Annotated in this window: 19 protein-coding genes; 12 read left to right on the forward strand and 7 right to left on the reverse strand. The window is 65.5% G+C overall.

The window, feature by feature from the left end; translation table 11 throughout:
• Window positions 1-86 precede the first annotated feature (86 nt).
• Both EQZ23_RS10040 and EQZ23_RS10045 read left to right on the forward strand, forming a co-directional pair.
• A complete protein-coding gene (locus EQZ23_RS10040) occupies window positions 87-1,091 on the forward strand; it encodes a glycerophosphodiester phosphodiesterase (protein ID WP_128454728.1) in 1,005 nt (334 codons plus the stop codon).
• The gene (locus EQZ23_RS10045; protein ID WP_056417775.1) at window positions 1,092-1,370 is read left to right on the forward strand and encodes a hypothetical protein; all 279 of its coding nucleotides are present in this window, start codon (window positions 1,092-1,094) and stop codon (window positions 1,368-1,370) included.
• Between the two features lie 166 nt (window positions 1,371-1,536).
• Here the strand turns inward: EQZ23_RS10045 and EQZ23_RS10050 are convergent, their stop codons facing one another.
• Window positions 1,537-2,202 carry a TIGR02117 family protein gene (locus EQZ23_RS10050; protein ID WP_128454279.1) on the reverse strand — a complete coding sequence of 222 codons (666 nt, stop codon included), beginning with the start codon at window positions 2,200-2,202 and terminating at the stop codon, window positions 1,537-1,539.
• 22 nt (window positions 2,203-2,224) lie between these two features.
• Between EQZ23_RS10050 and phhA the strand changes: the two genes are divergently transcribed.
• Entirely contained in the window at window positions 2,225-3,094 is an 870-nt protein-coding gene (phhA, locus tag EQZ23_RS10055; RefSeq protein WP_128454280.1) for a phenylalanine 4-monooxygenase, read from the forward strand.
• A gap of 234 nt (window positions 3,095-3,328) precedes the next feature.
• Here the strand turns inward: phhA and EQZ23_RS10060 are convergent, their stop codons facing one another.
• The 4 genes from EQZ23_RS10060 to EQZ23_RS10075 form a co-directional block, all read right to left on the reverse strand.
• Entirely contained in the window at window positions 3,329-4,276 is a 948-nt protein-coding gene (locus tag EQZ23_RS10060; protein ID WP_128454281.1) for a 50S ribosomal protein L11 methyltransferase, read from the reverse strand.
• Window positions 4,266-4,955, reverse strand: a complete 690-nt coding sequence (locus tag EQZ23_RS10065; RefSeq protein WP_128454282.1) for an SDR family oxidoreductase — start codon at window positions 4,953-4,955, stop codon at window positions 4,266-4,268. Before EQZ23_RS10065 ends, EQZ23_RS10060 begins: the two co-directional genes overlap by 11 nt.
• 209 nt (window positions 4,956-5,164) lie before the next feature.
• On the reverse strand, window positions 5,165-6,607 hold the full coding sequence (locus EQZ23_RS10070) for a methyl-accepting chemotaxis protein (RefSeq protein ID WP_128454283.1): 1,443 nt from the start codon (window positions 6,605-6,607) through the stop codon (window positions 5,165-5,167).
• A 20-nt stretch (window positions 6,608-6,627) separates the two neighbouring features.
• The gene (locus EQZ23_RS10075; protein WP_128454729.1) at window positions 6,628-7,971 is read right to left on the reverse strand and encodes a methyl-accepting chemotaxis protein; all 1,344 of its coding nucleotides are present in this window, start codon (window positions 7,969-7,971) and stop codon (window positions 6,628-6,630) included.
• Between the two features lie 310 nt (window positions 7,972-8,281).
• Here EQZ23_RS10075 and sdhC point away from each other — a divergent pair, with 310 nt between their 5' ends.
• From sdhC to EQZ23_RS10095, 4 genes are read left to right on the forward strand one after another with little or no spacing between them, the layout of a single operon-like run.
• Window positions 8,282-8,692, forward strand: coding sequence for a succinate dehydrogenase, cytochrome b556 subunit (sdhC, locus tag EQZ23_RS10080; protein WP_128454284.1), 411 nt, complete (start codon window positions 8,282-8,284; stop codon window positions 8,690-8,692).
• Entirely contained in the window at window positions 8,692-9,078 is a 387-nt protein-coding gene (gene sdhD, locus EQZ23_RS10085; RefSeq protein ID WP_128454285.1) for a succinate dehydrogenase, hydrophobic membrane anchor protein, read from the forward strand. The genes sdhC and sdhD overlap by 1 nt, the downstream gene beginning before the upstream one ends.
• On the forward strand, window positions 9,078-10,880 hold the full coding sequence (sdhA, locus tag EQZ23_RS10090) for a succinate dehydrogenase flavoprotein subunit (RefSeq protein WP_128454286.1): 1,803 nt from the start codon (window positions 9,078-9,080) through the stop codon (window positions 10,878-10,880). The genes sdhD and sdhA overlap by 1 nt, the downstream gene beginning before the upstream one ends.
• Window positions 10,880-11,152, forward strand: coding sequence for a hypothetical protein (locus tag EQZ23_RS10095; protein WP_128454287.1), 273 nt, complete (start codon window positions 10,880-10,882; stop codon window positions 11,150-11,152). The genes sdhA and EQZ23_RS10095 overlap by 1 nt, the downstream gene beginning before the upstream one ends.
• Before the next feature lie 87 nt (window positions 11,153-11,239).
• Here EQZ23_RS10095 and EQZ23_RS10100 read toward each other — a convergent pair whose 3' ends face one another.
• Both EQZ23_RS10100 and EQZ23_RS10105 read right to left on the reverse strand, forming a co-directional pair.
• Entirely contained in the window at window positions 11,240-11,530 is a 291-nt protein-coding gene (locus EQZ23_RS10100) for a type II toxin-antitoxin system RelE/ParE family toxin (protein WP_128454288.1), read from the reverse strand.
• Window positions 11,517-11,765, reverse strand: a complete 249-nt coding sequence (locus tag EQZ23_RS10105) for a type II toxin-antitoxin system prevent-host-death family antitoxin (RefSeq protein ID WP_128454289.1) — start codon at window positions 11,763-11,765, stop codon at window positions 11,517-11,519. Before EQZ23_RS10105 ends, EQZ23_RS10100 begins: the two co-directional genes overlap by 14 nt.
• Window positions 11,766-11,863: 98 nt before the next feature.
• On the opposite strand from EQZ23_RS10105, the gene EQZ23_RS10110 reads away from it, so the two are divergent.
• From EQZ23_RS10110 to mdh, 5 genes are all read left to right on the forward strand, one after another.
• Window positions 11,864-12,445 carry an ATP-dependent Clp protease proteolytic subunit gene (locus EQZ23_RS10110; protein WP_128454290.1) on the forward strand — a complete coding sequence of 194 codons (582 nt, stop codon included), beginning with the start codon at window positions 11,864-11,866 and terminating at the stop codon, window positions 12,443-12,445.
• A 134-nt stretch (window positions 12,446-12,579) separates the two neighbouring features.
• Complete coding sequence (locus EQZ23_RS10115) at window positions 12,580-13,362, forward strand: succinate dehydrogenase iron-sulfur subunit (protein ID WP_128454291.1); 783 nt, start codon at window positions 12,580-12,582, stop codon at window positions 13,360-13,362.
• A gap of 184 nt (window positions 13,363-13,546) precedes the next feature.
• A complete protein-coding gene (locus EQZ23_RS10120; protein ID WP_128454292.1) occupies window positions 13,547-13,999 on the forward strand; it encodes a PaaI family thioesterase in 453 nt (150 codons plus the stop codon).
• A 135-nt stretch (window positions 14,000-14,134) separates the two neighbouring features.
• Complete coding sequence (gene zapE / locus EQZ23_RS10125; RefSeq protein WP_128454293.1) at window positions 14,135-15,229, forward strand: cell division protein ZapE; 1,095 nt, start codon at window positions 14,135-14,137, stop codon at window positions 15,227-15,229.
• A gap of 259 nt (window positions 15,230-15,488) precedes the next feature.
• Window positions 15,489-16,451 (forward strand): malate dehydrogenase, encoded by a 963-nt coding sequence (gene mdh / locus EQZ23_RS10130; RefSeq protein ID WP_128454294.1) that lies wholly within the window; start codon window positions 15,489-15,491, stop codon window positions 16,449-16,451.
• The last annotated feature ends 66 nt before the right edge of the window (window positions 16,452-16,517 follow it).

The following is a 16,517-nucleotide window of genomic DNA, read 5'->3' on the forward strand; positions in this document are numbered from 1 at the left end:
CGATGCGCCCGATGGTTTCCTATTGCGACAAGCTCTCACACATTGGTGCGCTGGCGCTCGTCCTCGCGAGCGGGCAAGCTGTCGCGATGACGCCTGCTTCCCCCCGTTTGTCGCCCGTAATCGTTATCGCGCACCGCGGTGCGAGCGGGCTCCGGCCCGAGCATACGCTGGCGGCCTATTCGCTCGCGATCGACCAGGGCGCCGATTTCATCGAGCCCGACCTGGTGCCGACCAAGGACGACGTCCTCGTCGCGCGGCACGAGAACGCCATCGCCGACACGACCAACGTCGCCGACCATCCCGAGTTCGCCGCGCGGAAAACTACCAAGACGATCGACGGCCAGACGATGACCGGCTGGTTCGTCGAGGATTTCACGCTCGCCGAACTGAAGACGCTGCGCGCCAAGGAACGCCTGCCCAAGCTCCGTGCCGCCAACACCGCCTATGACGGCCAGTTCGAAATCCCCACGTTCGCCGAGATCATCGCGCTCGCCAAGTGCCGCTCGAAGGAGACCGGCCGCACGATCGGCATCTACCCAGAAACCAAGCACCCGACCTATTTCGCGAGCATCGGCCACCCGACCGACCTGAAGCTGGTCGCCGAACTGCGCGAGGCCGGCTGGGATTCGGCGCAGGCACCGGTGTTCATCCAGTCGTTCGAGGTGAAGAACCTCCAGCGCCTCCACACCATGACGAAGGTCCGCCTGATCCAGCTGCTGGCTGGCGAGAGTGCCCCCGCCGACGGGTCGCAGCCCAGCTACGCGGCGATGATCACGCCCGCCGGTCTGAAGGCTGTCGCGACCTATGCGTACGGAATCGGCCCCGACAAGGCGATGCTGTGGACCGGCACGACGCCGTCGCCGCTGGTCGCCGACGCACACGCGGCCGGCCTCCGCGTCCACCCCTGGACGTACCGTGCCGAGAATTATTTCGAACCGACACGCTTCCGCCGCGGCACCGACCCTGCCGCGCACGGCGACATCGCCGCGGAGATCGACGCCGGACTTGCACAAGGTATCGACGGTTTCTTCACCGATTTTCCGCTATACGGGAGCGAGGCGCGCGACCGGCTGCGTGCAGGAGTGAAGTAGATGCGTAAGGTTCTTCCCGTGCTCGCGGTGCTGCCGTTCCTCGTAAGTGGCTGTATCAGCACTGCGACGTCGATCGTGAAGGCGCCGTTCCAGGTCGCCGGCAAGGCGGTCGACTGGACGACGACCAGCCAGGAAGAGTCAGACCGCAACTACGGCAGGAAGATGCGCAAGCAGGAAGCCGAAGAGGGCAAGCAGCGCAAGGAACTGGCGAAGCGCTGCCGGAAGGACCCGCAACGGTCGGAATGCGGCCAATACCAAGGCTATCGCGCGGGGAACTGAACTCCACGCCAACGCCCAAACACCGCCCCCCAAAAAGAAGTACCACCTCGGTCTCTGCCGGGGTGGTGCCCTGAACTACCGATCACCCCTCGTCCATTTTCTCCCGCGAAGGCGGGAGCCCAGTCTGGGTCCCCGCCTTCGCGGGGACACAATATTGGGACGGGCGTCAAAACCATGCCGTCACCGTAACCGGAAACGGCGTCCACCATCCGACCCGAACCCCAGCGAACCGGAGCGCATCGCCCGTCCAGCTGTTGCAGGTGTGGATCGCGCTATACCGCCCGTAGGCATCGTAAAACGCATCATACCCCGCATAGCCCCGATACCGCGAACCCCCGTCGCGAAAGCTCGCCCGGATATACGCCGCCAGCCGCCGATACTGCGCCGGCGTCACGACGATCTCGCGCGCGCCGTCGCCCGCACGCGGCATCGGCAGGTGGTCGACATGCATCAGCGTCCGCGTGCTGCCGAACGCCGCGCCGAGCACGGTCCGCAGCTTCACCTCGGCCCAGGTCGGCGTTTCGAGGTAGAAGGTCTTCTCGCCCCAGCCGAACGACACATGATCATACCCCGCGAACCGCGGATCGCTAAGGTCCTCCGGCCGTGCGACGCCGCGCCAGTCGACCCCCGCCGCCACCTTCGGCACGATAATTCCGGTATGCACGCCGTTGCTCTCGACAAAGATGTGCACGCCGGTCGATGGCGCGCGCCATCCCGCGTTGCTCGGGATCGCCCCGCCGATCAGCCCGGCGATCGCATAGCTCGCGACGAGACCGGCGATCGCCCCGACCGTCCATAAAATCCGCGTGATCCAGCGCGTTTGCGTCTTCATTTTGTCATGCTAGACGAAGCGGATGGTCAATGACACGCATGTACTGAGCACCCCGCCCGAAGGCGCGCCCGACTGGACGATCCCGCAGAACTGGGCGGCCTATACCGCGGAGGACCATGCGACCTGGGACACGCTGTTCGCGCGCCAGTCGAAACTGCTCCCCGGCCGCGCGTCGAACGCGTGGCTGCGCGGCCTCGACGTGTTGAAGCTGTCCAAGCCCGGCATCCCCGATTTCGAGGAACTGTCCGAGCGCCTGATGAAGCTCACCGGCTGGTCGGTCGTCGCGGTCCCCGGGCTCGTCCCCGACGACGTGTTCTTCGATCACATGGCCAATCGCCGCTTCGTCGCGGGCAATTTCATCCGCCGTCCCGACCAGCTCGACTACCTCCAGGAGCCCGACGTCTTCCACGACGTGTTCGGCCACGTGCCGATGCTGGCGGACCCGGTGTTCGCGGATTACCTCGCCGCCTACGGCCGCGGCGGCCAGCGCGCGCTCGGCCTCGACGCACTGAAATATCTCGGGCGGTTGTACTGGTACACGGTCGAGTTCGGCCTGATCGCGGAACCCGAGGGCCTCCGCATCTACGGCTCCGGCATCGTCTCCAGTTTCGCCGAAACGCGTTTCGCGCTGGATGATCCGAGCCCGAACCGCATCGCGCTCGACCTCGCGCGCGTGATGCGGACCGAATACCGGATCGACGATTTCCAGCAGAATTACTTCGTCATCCCCAGCTTCGACGAACTGCTGCGGCTGACGGTGGAAACGGACTTCGCCCCGCTGTACGAGGAATTGAAGGCGCTCCCCGATATCCCTGTCGCGCAGATCGAACTGGGGGACGTTGTCCTGACCAAGGGCACGCAAGACTACGCCAACGCCAAGGTCGCCGCCTAACCTACGCGAAGAGAACACCACCCCGGCGAAGGCCGGGGCCCAATTGGGATAGCGGTGCGGCTCTATTTCGGAAGTTCGCCCGATTGGGCCCCGGCCTCCGCCGGTGTGGTGTCGGGCTGCGAGGTGAGGGCCGCGCTTCCCAAAAACCCTGTTCCCCCGCGAAGGCGGGGGCCCAGTCTGGACTCCCGCCTTCGCGGGAGAACATGCTTCTCGCGTCAGTAGGGCAGGGCTACCTCAGATATCCAAAGCCCACCCATCGCGCCCCTTCGGATCGAACGGCCCCGCCGCCACGAACCGCACGTCACCAGCCCGCAACCGAAGCACAGACCAGTCCCCCCGCCGATCGACCGCCTCCAGCGCACACCCGCAAGCCTCATACGCAGCAACCACACCGGCCCGCTGAGTCTCCAGCAACCCCGCCAGCACCACCGTCGCCCCCGCATCCGCAATCGAAGCGATCTCCGGCGCCATCGACACCAGCGGCCCGGCGAGAATATTCGCGATCACCAGATCATAGGGCGCCCGCGCGACGATCGCATCGTCGAGCGTCCCGTCCGCCACGACCAGTTCGATCCCCGAAACCGCGTTCAGCTCGGCATTCTCGCGTGTCACATCGATCGAGACCGGATCGATATCCGTCCCCATAACCGCCGCCTCGGGCCACAAATGCGCCGCCGCAAACGCGAGCAACCCGGTCCCCGTGCCGATATCGATCACGTTCGCAAAACTCTCATCGGCCATACCGTCGAGCATCGCCAGGCACCCGCTGGTCGTCTCGTGATGCCCGGTCCCGAACGCCCGGCTCGCCTCGATCAGGAACGCGCGCTTGTCCGCCGGCACTGCCCCTGCATGCGCGCCGGTATGCACGAAGAACCGCCCGACCGACAAAGGCTCGAGCCCCGCCTGGCTCATCGTCACCCAGTCCGCATCGCCCAACCGCTCGACCGCGATCGCCGCGCCCGCCGCACTGGGCACCAGCGCCCGCACCGCGTCGACCGTCCCGGCGTCGGGTTCGACCTCGAAATACGCATCCAGCCGCCAGGATTCGACGTCGTCCTCGATCTCCTCGGTCGTCATCAGGACCGCATCGCCCGGAATCGCGTCACCAAGATCGCCACTCGCATCGATCGCCTCCGCCTCGGCGCGCGTGCAGGGCAGGGTCAGTTTCCAACTATCGGACATAGCTCGCCCCGTTCACATCGATCACCGACCCCGTCATCGAAGCCGGCGCCTCCAGCGCGCAATAGCGTGCGACCGAAGCCACTTCCGCGGGTTCGGCAACCTTGCCCAGCGGGATATCCGCCAACAACGCATCGCCCCCGCGGCTCGCCAGATAGTCCTCCGCCATCCCGGTCATCGTGAATCCCGGACACACCGCGAACGCCAGAATACCCTCGCGCGCATAGCCCCGAGCGATCGTCTTGGTCATCGCCACCATTCCCGCCTTCGACGCGGCATAATGCCAATGCGCCGGCGAATCCCCGCGATATGCCGCGCGGCTCGCGATATTGACGATCCGCCCGCCGACACCGCGGGCCTGCCAATGCAAAACCGCCAACCGGCACAATTCAGCCGACGCGGTCAGGTTAATCCGCATCGTCCGCTCCCACTGCGCGGTCCAGTCGTCGTCGGCGAGGGGCGATGCTTCGAACACCCCCGCATTGTTGATCAGCACGTCGATCGCACCGCCAGCCTGCTCCAGCGCCGCGTTCCACAACGCTGTCGGTGCGGCAGGATCGGCGAAGTCGGCCGGGATACCGCTTGCGGTCCCATGCCCGATGACGGAAACGCCCGCGTCGGTCAGCGCCGCATGAATCGCCGCGCCGATACCACGGCTTGAGCCGGTAAGAAGAATGGTCATCCCCACGCTCTAGCGCCGCAGGCCGTGTCCGTCATCACGCCGAAAAGAAGGAATGGGTTCACGCGGAGACGCGGAGGCGCGGAGATGGTGCGCATGTGGCGCGCGGGGCGGGTAATGCCGAGGGCTTGTTGGAGAACCTCCGGTTCCACTGGAACCTCCGCGTCTCTGCGGCTGCGCGTGAACCCATTCTTCTTACTCTGCGTGCCCCCTCAAGCCACGCTAGCCGAGAACCCATCCGCCGCACCGCGCAGCACGCCAAGCTGGTCGTCGACGTCGCCGAACGCATGCCCCAGCTGGTCGATCTCCGCCGCCACCGCCTCGGTATCCGCACGGATCGTCGCGATCGTCGTCGACATCGAATCCGCGGCCAGTGCCGTCTCGTCCACCGCAGCGGTGATCGCGGTGACGGTGCGCGCCTGTGCCTCCATCGCATGACGGATCCGGTCCGCGCTGTGCTGCACCTCGGTCACGGTCGCCTTGATCCCCGCATTCGTCGCGACCGTCGCGGCCGTCGCAGACTGGATCGCGGCGATCTTGGCGGCGATGTCGTCGGTCGCCCGCGCGGTCTGGCTGGCGAGCGATTTCACCTCCTGCGCCACCACCGCAAAGCCGCGCCCGGCATCCCCCGCCCGCGCAGCCTCGATCGTCGCGTTCAGCGCCAGCAGGTTGGTCTGCCCGGCGATGCTGCGGATCAGGCCGAGGATCGATTCGATCGATTTAGCATGCTCGCTCAGAGCCTCCGATACGCCGACCGCCTCGCCGGTCTGCGTACAGGCGCGGTCGGCGATGGCGGCGGCTGCCTCGACTTCGGTGCGCGCATCCTCGATCGCCCGGATCAGCCCGGCGGTGGTCTGCGCCGCCTCGCGCATCGCCACCGCGGACTGTTCCGCCGCCGCCGCCACCTCGCTCGCCTTGCACAGCATGCCGCGGGTCGAGGCCGATGCCCCCGCCGCCTGCACCCGGATCCGTGCGCCCAGTGCGGCCGTGTGCTCGATCGACGCCGCGATGCTGCCTCGGAACTCGGTCGCGCGCGTCTGTCGTTCGACCCGTGCGGCCTCCGCATCGCTCGCGCCAAGATGCGACGCCATGATGTCCGCCTCGATCAGCGCCAGCCGCTGCACCACGTCGCTCAGCGTCCGCATCGCCGACATGTCCGCACCCAGCCGGTCGGCAATCAGGTTCAGCGTGACGCTGTGCGCAAACGCTAGCGACGAGAGCAGCGCGGGCAGGGGGATGCCCGAGCGATGTGAATCCTCCGCATGGCTGATTGCCATAGCCTTCCAGGCATCGTCGGTTGGCGCGCTGTATTGCAGCCGGACATAGTTGCCGCTCGCCGTGATCCGCTGTTCGAGCAGGCCGGGTGTAAAATGACGCCGGATATGCTGCGCCGATTCCAGCGAAAGGTAATGCCGCCAGAAGGTTTCGGCGATCTTGCGGTGATCTTCAGGTTCGAGCAGCGCGCTGAGCGTCGCGCAGGCCGGCTCGATCAGCCCGTCCCAGTCATAGTCACGAACGCGTTCGCGCAGCGGCCGCTGGTCGCCGCCCCAGTTCCGGGCCGGCGCGCGCGCGCCGTCACGTGCCCGTTCGGAACCTGCAGGCTGCTCCCCGCCTTGGACGGGTGAGCTGGAAATCCTCTCTTGATGCTCGATCATTGCCCCCTCCTGAGGGTCCGTTATGCAGCGACCTTCGCGACGAAATCGCCCGCGCTATTCTTGAGGTTGCCGAGGCGCGTATCCAGCACGTCGAAGCCGCGGCCGACGCCGTCGATCTCGGTCGCGACCGTCTCGGTATCCTCGCGGATCGCGGCGATCGTCGTGGACATCGAGTCGGCGGCTAGCGCGGTCTCGTCCACGGCCGCGGTGATCGCGGTCACCGTCTGCGCCTGCGCTTCCATCGCATAACGAATCCGGTCGGCGCTCTCCTGTACCTCCGCCACGGTCGACTTGATCGACGCGTTGGTCTCGACGGTCGAGCGCGTCGCCGACTGGATCGCGGCGATCTTGGCGGCGATGTCGTCGGTCGCCCGCGCGGTCTGGTTGGCGAGGCTCTTCACCTCCTGCGCCACCACCGCGAACCCGCGCCCGGCATCACCCGCGCGCGCCGCCTCGATCGTGGCGTTCAGCGCGAGCAGGTTGGTCTGCCCGGCAATGTCGCGGATCAGGCCCAGGATCGACTCGATCGACTTCGCATGATCGCTCAGCGTCTCGGACATGCCGACCGCCTGGCCCGCCTGAGCCGACGCCCGATTGGCGATCTCGGCTGCCGCCTCCACTTCGGTGCGCGCATCCTCGATCGCGCGGATCAGCCCAGCGGCGGTCTGCGCAGCCTCGCGCATCGCCACCGCGGATTGCTCGGCGGCGGCGGCGACTTCGCTTGCCTTGCCCAGCACCGCGCGCGTCGATGCCGAACTCCGCATCGCCTGTTCGCGGAGCATATGGCCCTCGTCGGTCGCCGTCTCGACCATCGCCGCGATTCCGTCGCGGAACTCCGCCGCCAGCGTATCGCGCGCGACCCGCGCCGAATGCGTGCTATACGAATTATAGATCGCGACCGTGATCTCGCCTTCCAGCGCGGACAGCCGCATCAGCGTGTCGATATAGACCGGCAGCTTGGCATCCGACCGGTCGACCCGCCGCATCAGCACTTCGAGTGCCGCACGGTCGCTCGCGCTGATCATCGACAGCAGCGCCATCGGCGACACGTCGGCAACATAGGCCGCCGCGACCGAGCGCTCGACCGACTCGATCCAGGGACGCCCGCTGGTATCGAGGAAGCGATTGCGCAGGAACGTGCAGCCGACTTCGATCATCCGCTCGGTCTCGTGCGATGCCCAGATCCGTTCGTCGGAGAAGCATCGCAGCCACTGTTCCCAATACGCCTTCGAGACATGCGTGATCTCGGGAGCCAGCGCCGCCCAGACCTCGCGGCTCGCGCTGCTCAGCGACCCGTCGAAGTCGAAAACCCGCAGCCGTGCCGCGAGGTCGACAGAGGCCGCAATCGCGCCGGGAACCGGCAGGTCGGTGGTGGTCAAGACGATGGACTCCGGATCGGGTATACGCATCCGGCGCTACAGCGTATGTCTTAAGGCCGGGTTAGGGATCGGTCGCGATGCGGCGTTCGCTTGAAATCATTTCGCATCCGACCCGTCCGGTAATTCGGTCCGGCATCGTGGCTCCCCCACCAGCATGGTTCGCGGTGTCATGGGTTATCGGACCGCTCCCAATGGGTTGCATCGCAGCACGCGGTGGCTAATAGGTCGCCCGATCTATATATTGTGAACCAAGATCTTTTTGGTTCGTCATCTTCTTGTTCTGAGGACTCCGCCCTTGGCATCGCGCAACCCGGCACGCCCGCTTTCTCCCCATCTGCAGGTCTATAAATGGGGCCCGCACATGCTGGTCTCGATCCTGCACCGCGCGACCGGCAGCGGGATGGCGACCGTCGGCAGCCTGCTGCTCGTCTGGTGGCTCGCCGCCATCGCGTCGGGCGATCAGGCCTATGCGACCTTCGTCGACGTGTTCACGCGCGACACCGGTGGCCTCAACATCCTCGGCTATATCGTCGCGGTCGGCCTGACGCTCTCGCTGTTCCAGCACATGATGACGGGTATCCGCCACTTCGTGCTCGATACCGGCGCGGGCTACGAACTGAAGCGGAACAAGGCGGGCGCGATCGCGACGATGGTCGCAAGTGTCGCGCTCACGGTCGTGTTCTGGCTCTACATGGGGATCAAGTAATGGGTTCGGGTACGGCAATCGGTCGCGTCCGCGGCCTCGGCAGCGCCAAGCACGGCGCGCATCACTGGTGGCAGCAGCGTCTGACGGCAGGCGCCAACCTGTTCCTCATGCTCTGGCTGATGATCTCGGTCGCGCGCATGCCCGGCTATGATTACGCCGCGGTCCATCTCTGGCTGCAATCGGCCTGGGTCGCGATCCCGATGGCGTTGCTGATCCTGTCGGTCTTCTATCATTTTCGTCTCGGTCTGCAGGTCGTGATCGAGGATTACATGCACGACGAAAGCCGCGTCGTGACGATGATCCTGCTCAACCTGTTCACCTTCACGCTGGGCGGCATCGCCCTGTTCGCGATCCTCAAGGTCGCCTTCTCTGGAGCCCCGGCATAATGTCTGCTTCGTACAAGATCATCGATCATACCTATGATGCGGTCGTCGTCGGGGCCGGCGGCTCCGGCCTGCGCGCCACGATGGGCATCGCCGAGAGCGGCCTGAAGACCGCGTGCATCACCAAGGTCTTCCCGACCCGGTCGCACACCGTCGCCGCCCAGGGCGGCATCGCCGCCAGCCTTGGCAACAATTCGCCGGATCACTGGACCTGGCACATGTTCGATACCGTCAAGGGCTCCGACTGGCTCGGCGACCAGGACGCGATCGAGTATCTGTGCCGCGAGGCCCCGCAGGCGGTGTACGAGCTGGAACATGCCGGCATGCCGTTCAGCCGTAACGAAAACGGCACGATCTATCAGCGTCCGTTCGGCGGTCACATGCAGAACATGGGCGAGGGCCCCCCGGTCCAGCGCACCGCCGCTGCCGCCGATCGCACCGGCCACGCGATGCTCCACGCGCTGTATCAGCAGAGCCTGAAGTACAACACGGACTTCTTCGTCGAGTATTTCGCGCTCGACCTGATCATGGAAAACGGCGTCTGCCGCGGCGTGATCGCGCTGTGCATGGAAGACGGCTCGATCCACCGCTTCCGCAGCCACCAGACGGTTCTCGCGACCGGTGGCTATGGCCGCGTCTATTTCTCGGCGACTTCGGCGCACACCTGCACCGGCGACGGCAACGCGATGGTGCTCCGCGCCGGGCTTCCGTTGCAGGACATGGAGTTCGTCCAGTTCCACCCGACCGGCATCTACGGCGCGGGCGTTCTCATCACCGAGGGCGCACGCGGTGAGGGCGGCTATCTGACCAACTCCGAGGGCGAGCGCTTCATGGAGCGCTATGCCCCGTCGGCGAAGGATCTCGCCTCGCGCGACGTCGTCAGCCGCTCGATGGCGCTCGAAATGCGCGAAGGCCGCGGCGTCGGCAAGAACGGCGACCACATCTTCCTGCACCTCGATCACATCGATCCCAAGGTGCTCGCCGAGCGCCTGCCGGGCATCACCGAGACCGGCAAGGTCTTCGCAGGCGTCGATCTCACGCGCCAGCCTTTGCCCGTCACGCCGACGGTGCACTACAACATGGGCGGCATCCCGACGAACTTCCACGGCGAGGTCGTCAACCTCGTCGACGGCAACCCCGACGCGGTCGTCCCTGGCCTCTTCGCGGTCGGCGAAGCGGCGTGCGTTTCGGTCCACGGCGCCAACCGCCTCGGCTCGAACAGCCTGATCGATCTCGTGGTGTTCGGCCGCGCGACCGGCCTGCGTATCAAGGACACACTGAAGCCCGGCACTGCGCACGCGCCGCTGCCCAAGGGTTCGGAAGATCTCGCGCTCACGCGTCTCGACCACTTCCGCAACGCGAGCGGCGGGTCGCCGACCGCGCAGATCCGTCTCGACATGCAGCAGACCATGCAGAAGCATTGCGCCGTGTTCCGCGACACCGAGCTGCTGAACCAGGGCGTCGAGAAGATGGCCGGGATCTACAATCGGATGACCGACGTCGCCGTGAAGGATCGCAGCATGATCTGGAACACCGATCTGGTCGAGACGATGGAGCTCGACAATCTGATCGGCCAGGCGGTCGTCACGATGAACTCGGCGGCCAACCGCACCGAGTCGCGCGGCGCGCACATGCACGAGGATTTCCCCGAGCGTGACGATGCCAACTGGATGAAGCACACCATCACCACCTTCGACGGCTGGGGCGGCAAGGGCGGCGAGACCAAGATCGATTTCCGCCCGGTGCACGACTACACGCTCACCGACGACGTCGACTACATCAAGCCCAAGAAGCGGGTATATTGATGATCTGGGCGCTCATCGCGGTCGGGTTCCTCGTGCCCGTCGCGGTGGGGCTCCTCACGCGCTTCCCGCCGATGATCGCCGGCTTTATCTGGCCGGCGGTCGTCGCGATCCTGACCGCGATCTACGTCTTCGGCATCGAGCCCCGCGACGTCGGCGAAGCCCCGCAAAAGATCGCGATCACCTTTTACGGGCTGTTCTCGCTCGTCGGCGGCGTACCCGGCGGGCTGGTAGGCTGGATCCTCCAACACAAGCGCACGAACCGAAAAGTCTGACGTCCCTCCTTGTTCTCCCGCGAAGGCGGGAGCCCAGACTGGATCCCCGCCTTTGCGGGAAACACGTTTCGTGCGAAACTTCGGCGATTACTCCAATCGCCCAGCAGCGATTTTGTACACGAGGTTCCGATCCCGCCGCCCGACGGCAACCACGACGACCGTCACCAGCCCGTCGTCGACCCGGTACACCAGCCGGTATCCGGCCGCCCGCAGCTTGATCTTGTAGCACCCGGTCATCCCGCTGAGCCGCGCGCTCGCGATATGCGGTTCGTTCAACCGCTCCACTAATTTCGCCTTGAACTGCGCGCGGACGTTGGCGCCAAGCTTCTCCCATTCCTTGAGCGCGCTCGGCAGGAATGCGAGGCTATAGGTCGCCAAGCGACACCGCGACCGGCACCTCGTCAGCGCGCGCCCGCACCAGTTCCGCCAATTCGACGTCCTCGAGACGGTCCATCAACTCTTCCCACGCCGCAGCGGGAACGAGATATGCGGCAGGCGTATTGCGATTGAGCACCGCAACGGGAAATCCGCCAGCAGCCTCGATCACTCCCGAGGGATTTTTCTTGAGGTCGCTGATGCTCACCGTCGCGCCCGCATGGATGGTTTCGATCATGACCCTTTTATAGCACGTTAAATCGGTCACTTGAAGGTCAATGGGGGAGTATCCTGCCCGACCCGGAACTCTCGCCGGGTTCATGGGGTTTGCCGCGCATGACCGACACATCCCCCGCCTCGAACGCGCGCAACTACCCGTTGCTCGCCGCCCCGCACGTCCACCTCCACGGCCCGGTCGACGACGCGATGTACGATACGTTCAAATCGCAGCTCGCCGCCGCGCCCGCCGAAGGCCCGCTCGTGGTCTCGATCACCACGCTCGGCGGCGACCCCGAGGTCGCGCGCGCGATGGGCGACAATATCCGCCTGCTCCGCGAATATACCGGCCGCGAGACGCTCTTCCTCGGTAAGGTCGCGGTCTATTCCGCAGGGGCGACCTTCATGTCCGCCTTCCCGGTCGACAGCCGCTTTCTCACGCGCGGCAGCCGGATCATGATCCACGAGCGCCAGATGCAGAGCACGATCCAGCTCAACGGCCCGCTCAACACGCTGCGTTACGCGCTCGAGGCCAAGCTCCACGAGATCGAGGATTCGATCAACATCCAGGAGGAAGGCTTCCGCGCGCTGGTCAAAGGATCGAAGGTGGATCTCGAGGATCTGAAGGCCAAGGCGCCGTCGAACTGGTATATCGAGGCGGAAGAGGCGCGCGATCTCGGGCTGATCCTCGACATCATCTGACGGTTGCGGCGGTCCGTATCGCGCCCCACATATGACTCATGTTGCACCCGCGAAGCTAAGCATTTGCGGGCAGGGCCACTGTCATGTATCGGCTCTGACAACCTATTCATCACACCACGGACGGACCGCTCGCAATGGCCGAATTCTCGCTCCCGAAGAACAGTGTCGTCAAGAAGGGCGTCAAGCACGTCTCGACCACCGGGGGCAACCGCCTGAAATCCTTCAAGGTGTATCGCTACGATCCCGACAGCGGCGAGAATCCGCGCTACGACACCTTCTCGCTCGATCTCGACGAGACCGGCCCGATGGTGCTCGACGCGCTGATCAAGATGAAGAGCGAGCAGGACTCCTCGCTGACCTTCCGTCGCTCGTGCCGCGAGGGCATCTGCGGCTCCTGCTCGATGAACATCAACGGCAAGAACGGCCTGGCCTGCACGACCGCGATCGAGGATTGCAAGGGCGAGGTCCAGATCACGCCGTTGCCGCACATGGACGTGATCAAGGACCTCGTCCCCGACTTCACGCATTTCTACGCGCAATATTCGTCGATCAAGCCCTGGCTCCAGACCGTCACCCCGCCGCCCTCGGGCAAGGAGCGGCTCCAGTCGCCCGCCGACCGCTCGAAGCTCGACGGCCTGTACGAGTGCATCCTGTGCGCGTGCTGCTCGACCTCGTGCCCGAGCTACTGGTGGAACAGCGACAAGTTCTTAGGGCCGGCGATCCTGTTGCAGGCCTATCGCTGGCTCGCCGACAGTCGCGACGAGATGACCGGCGAGCGGCTCGACGAGCTTGAGGACCCGTTCCGCCTGTATCGCTGCCACACGATCATGAACTGCGCGAACGCGTGCCCCAAGGGCCTCAACCCCGCCAAGGCGATCGCCGAGATCAAGAAGATGGAAGCCGAACGGATCGTCTGATCTGATGGGTCGCGGGAGGGACTAACCTTCCTCCGACCCAGTTCCCCCCCCCCCCGTTCGTGCTGAGCGAAGTCGAAGCACAGGCCTGGGGCTGGGGGTGACGCTTTCTCAAGTCCTTCGACTTCGCTCAGGACGAACGGAAGAGGGGCGGGGAGGGGGCTCCAAGGTTTCGAAGGACGTGCCGTTGACCACCCCCCACTTCATCGAAGCCGAAGACCCAGCCAACCCCGGCTGGCGCAGTTGGTCGCTCTCCGACCCGACCCGCTTCAACACCCTCCTCGGCCCCATGCTCTACCGCGTCGACGGCCATATTGTCCGCGTCCGCATCACCCCCGAGCATCGCCACTCGAACCTCCAGAACAACGTCCACGGCGGCGCGCTCTTGGCCTTCATCGACGTCGCCTTGTTCGCGGCCGCAAGAGGCTTCGGCCTGATCACCGCCGGCACAGCAGTGACGCTCGATCTCAACACGCAGTTCATCGGCGGCGGCAAGGTCGGCGTGGCCGTAGAGGCGCAGGTCGAAGTGCTCAAGGAAACCGGCCGCCTCTTGTTCCTGCGGGGCCTCGTGGTGCAAGGCGACGACGAAGCGAAGATCGCGGCGTTTTCCGCGACGATCCGCAAGCCGTCCAAGGGCTGATACCGCCCCAACCCACCACCCCGGCGAAGGCCGGGGCCCAATTGGGACACGATCATTGTTGAAGCGCACCGCCCCGTTACCGACGCCTTCCCACCTGGGCCCCGGCCTCCGCCGGGGTGGTGAAGGGGTGGGGAAGTGACCGTCCTCGCCGCCTACGACGCCCTCGTAGCCTCGGGCGAACTCCGCCCCGACCCCGAGCAAGCCGCCGCCGCCGCGCGCCTCAACACGCTCGCCACCGAACTCGCCACCCCCAAGTCCACCGGCTTATTCGCCCGCCTCACCGGCAAGAAGGCCGACCCCCGCGGCGTCTATCTCTGGGGCGGCGTCGGCCGCGGCAAGTCGATGCTGATGGACCTGTTCTACGAGAACGCCGCGGTCGATAAGAAGCGCCGCGTCCATTTCGGCGAGTTCATGCTCGAGGTCCACGCGCGCATCTCCGCCGAGCGTCGCAAGGAGGTCGGCGACCCGATCGTTCCCGTCGCCACCGCGATCGCCGACGAAACGCGGCTGCTCGCGTTCGACGAGATGATGGTCACCAACAGCCCCGACGCGATGATCCTGTCGCGGCTCGTCACCTCGCTGCTCGACTCGGGCGTGACAATCGTCACCACGTCCAACCGCCCGCCCGCCGATCTCTACAAGAACGGCCTCAATCGCGAGCATTTCCTGCCCTTCATCGCGACGATCGAGCAGCGCCTCGACGTCCTCCCGCTCAACGGACCCGTAGACTATCGTCGCGACCGTCTTGGCCAGCAGGACACGTGGCTCGTCCCGAACGGCCCCGAAGCGACCGCGCAGCTCTCGGCGGCGTTCTTCCGCCTCACCGATTTCTCGACCGACGACAGCGAGCACGTCCCCGCCGAGGACCTCGTGGTGCAGGGCCGCACCCTGCGCGTCCCCAAGTCTCTCAAGGGCGTCGCGGTGTTCAGCTTCAAGAAGCTGTGCGGCGAAGCCCGCGGCGTGGCCGATTACCTCGCCATCGCGCGCAAATTCCACACGATCATCCTCGTCGGCATCCCCAAGCTCGGGCCCGATAGCCGCAACGAAGCCGCGCGCTTCGTCGCGCTGATCGACGCGCTCTACGAACACAAGGTGAAGCTCCTCGCCGCCGCCGATGCCGAGCCCGGCGACCTCTACGAAACCGGCGACGGCCGCTTCGAATTCGACCGCACGATCAGCCGCCTCGAGGAAATGCGCTCCGAGGACTATCTTGCGGAAGGCCATATCTAATCAAAAAACTACCCCGGCGAAGGCCGGGGTCCAGTTGGAAAGGTCGTCGTAACGAAGAACTGCGCGTAGTTAGCACCGTCCCCCAACTGGGCCCCGGCCTCCGCCGGGGTAGTTTGATCTGAGCGCACGCATCTTATTGCACATGCGAACGAATTGCAATAATCCCGTCACTTTTCCGCTTTAGCGGTTGCCGTAACGCCCGAATGCGCGTAACCGGCGTCACCAATCACCCCGCACATACAGACGGAGACGGATTGGAATGGCTCGCAAGAAGATCGCGCTGATCGGCGCCGGTAATATCGGCGGCACGCTCGCGCACCTCGCAGCACTCAAGAATTTGGGCGATATCGTCCTCTTCGACGTCGCCGAGGGCATCCCCCAGGGCAAGGCGCTCGATCTGTCGCAGTGCGGCCCGGTCGAAGGCTTCGACTCGACGATCACCGGCTCGAACGACTATGCCGATATCGCCGGCGCGGACGTGATCATCGTCACCGCCGGTGTCGCACGCAAGCCCGGCATGAGCCGCGACGACCTGCTCGGCATCAACCTGAAGGTCATGAAGGCCGTCGGCGAGGGCATCAAGGCCAACGCACCCGGCGCATTCGTGATCTGCATCACCAACCCGCTCGACGCGATGGTGTGGGCGCTGCGCGAATTTTCGGGCCTGCCGCATCAGATGGTCGTCGGCATGGCCGGCGTGCTTGATTCGTCGCGGTTCAGCCATTTCCTCGCCGACGAGTTCAAGGTCTCGGTGAAGGACGTCACCAGCTTCGTGCTCGGCGGCCATGGCGACACGATGGTCCCGGTCATCTCCTACTCGACCGTCTCGGGCATCCCGGTTCCCGATCTCATCGCGATGGGCATGTCGACGCAGGAAAAGATCGACGCGATCGTCAAGCGCACGCGCGGCGGCGGCGGCGAGATCGTCGCGCTGCTCAAGACCGGCTCGGCCTATTATGCGCCCGCCACCAGCGGCATCGCGATGGCCGAAGCGTATCTGTACGACCAGAAGCGCGTGCTGCCGGCTGCGGCCTATGTCTCGGGCGAATACGGCCTCAACGATCTGTACGTCGGCGTGCCGGTGATGATCGGTGCGGGCGGCGTCGAGAAGATCGTCGAGATCAAGCTCGACGACGAAGCCAAGCAGAACCTCACCGTCTCGGTCGACGCGGTCAAGGAACTGATCGTCGCCTGCAAGGGTATCGACGGTAGCCTGAACTGAGGTGACCTCCCGCCCAGCCTCCTTGTTCACCCGCGAAGGCGGGTGCCCAGACTGGGTCCCCGCCTT

It is taken from the genome of Sphingomonas sp. UV9, assembly GCF_004101245.1.
Taxonomy (GTDB): domain Bacteria; phylum Pseudomonadota; class Alphaproteobacteria; order Sphingomonadales; family Sphingomonadaceae; genus Sphingomonas.

Excerpts from the sequence above, each read along its gene's own strand:
- EQZ23_RS10040 (WP_128454728.1), top strand. The coding sequence starts at position 87 with ATGACGCCTGCTTCCCCCCGTTTGTCGCCCGTAATCGTTATCGCGCAC.
- EQZ23_RS10045 (WP_056417775.1), top strand. The coding sequence starts at position 1,092 with ATGCGTAAGGTTCTTCCCGTGCTCGCGGTGCTGCCGTTCCTCGTAAGT.
- EQZ23_RS10050 (WP_128454279.1), bottom strand. The coding sequence starts at position 2,202 with ATGAAGACGCAAACGCGCTGGATCACGCGGATTTTATGGACGGTCGGG.
- phhA (WP_128454280.1), top strand. The coding sequence starts at position 2,225 with ATGGTCAATGACACGCATGTACTGAGCACCCCGCCCGAAGGCGCGCCC.
- EQZ23_RS10060 (WP_128454281.1), bottom strand. The coding sequence starts at position 4,276 with ATGTCCGATAGTTGGAAACTGACCCTGCCCTGCACGCGCGCCGAGGCG.
- EQZ23_RS10065 (WP_128454282.1), bottom strand. The coding sequence starts at position 4,955 with ATGACCATTCTTCTTACCGGCTCAAGCCGTGGTATCGGCGCGGCGATT.
- EQZ23_RS10070 (WP_128454283.1), bottom strand. The coding sequence starts at position 6,607 with ATGATCGAGCATCAAGAGAGGATTTCCAGCTCACCCGTCCAAGGCGGG.
- sdhD (WP_128454285.1), top strand. The coding sequence starts at position 8,692 with ATGGGTTCGGGTACGGCAATCGGTCGCGTCCGCGGCCTCGGCAGCGCC.
- sdhA (WP_128454286.1), top strand. The coding sequence starts at position 9,078 with ATGTCTGCTTCGTACAAGATCATCGATCATACCTATGATGCGGTCGTC.
- EQZ23_RS10095 (WP_128454287.1), top strand. The coding sequence starts at position 10,880 with ATGATCTGGGCGCTCATCGCGGTCGGGTTCCTCGTGCCCGTCGCGGTG.
- EQZ23_RS10105 (WP_128454289.1), bottom strand. The coding sequence starts at position 11,765 with ATGATCGAAACCATCCATGCGGGCGCGACGGTGAGCATCAGCGACCTC.
- EQZ23_RS10110 (WP_128454290.1), top strand. The coding sequence starts at position 11,864 with ATGACCGACACATCCCCCGCCTCGAACGCGCGCAACTACCCGTTGCTC.
- EQZ23_RS10115 (WP_128454291.1), top strand. The coding sequence starts at position 12,580 with ATGGCCGAATTCTCGCTCCCGAAGAACAGTGTCGTCAAGAAGGGCGTC.
- mdh (WP_128454294.1), top strand. The coding sequence starts at position 15,489 with ATGGCTCGCAAGAAGATCGCGCTGATCGGCGCCGGTAATATCGGCGGC.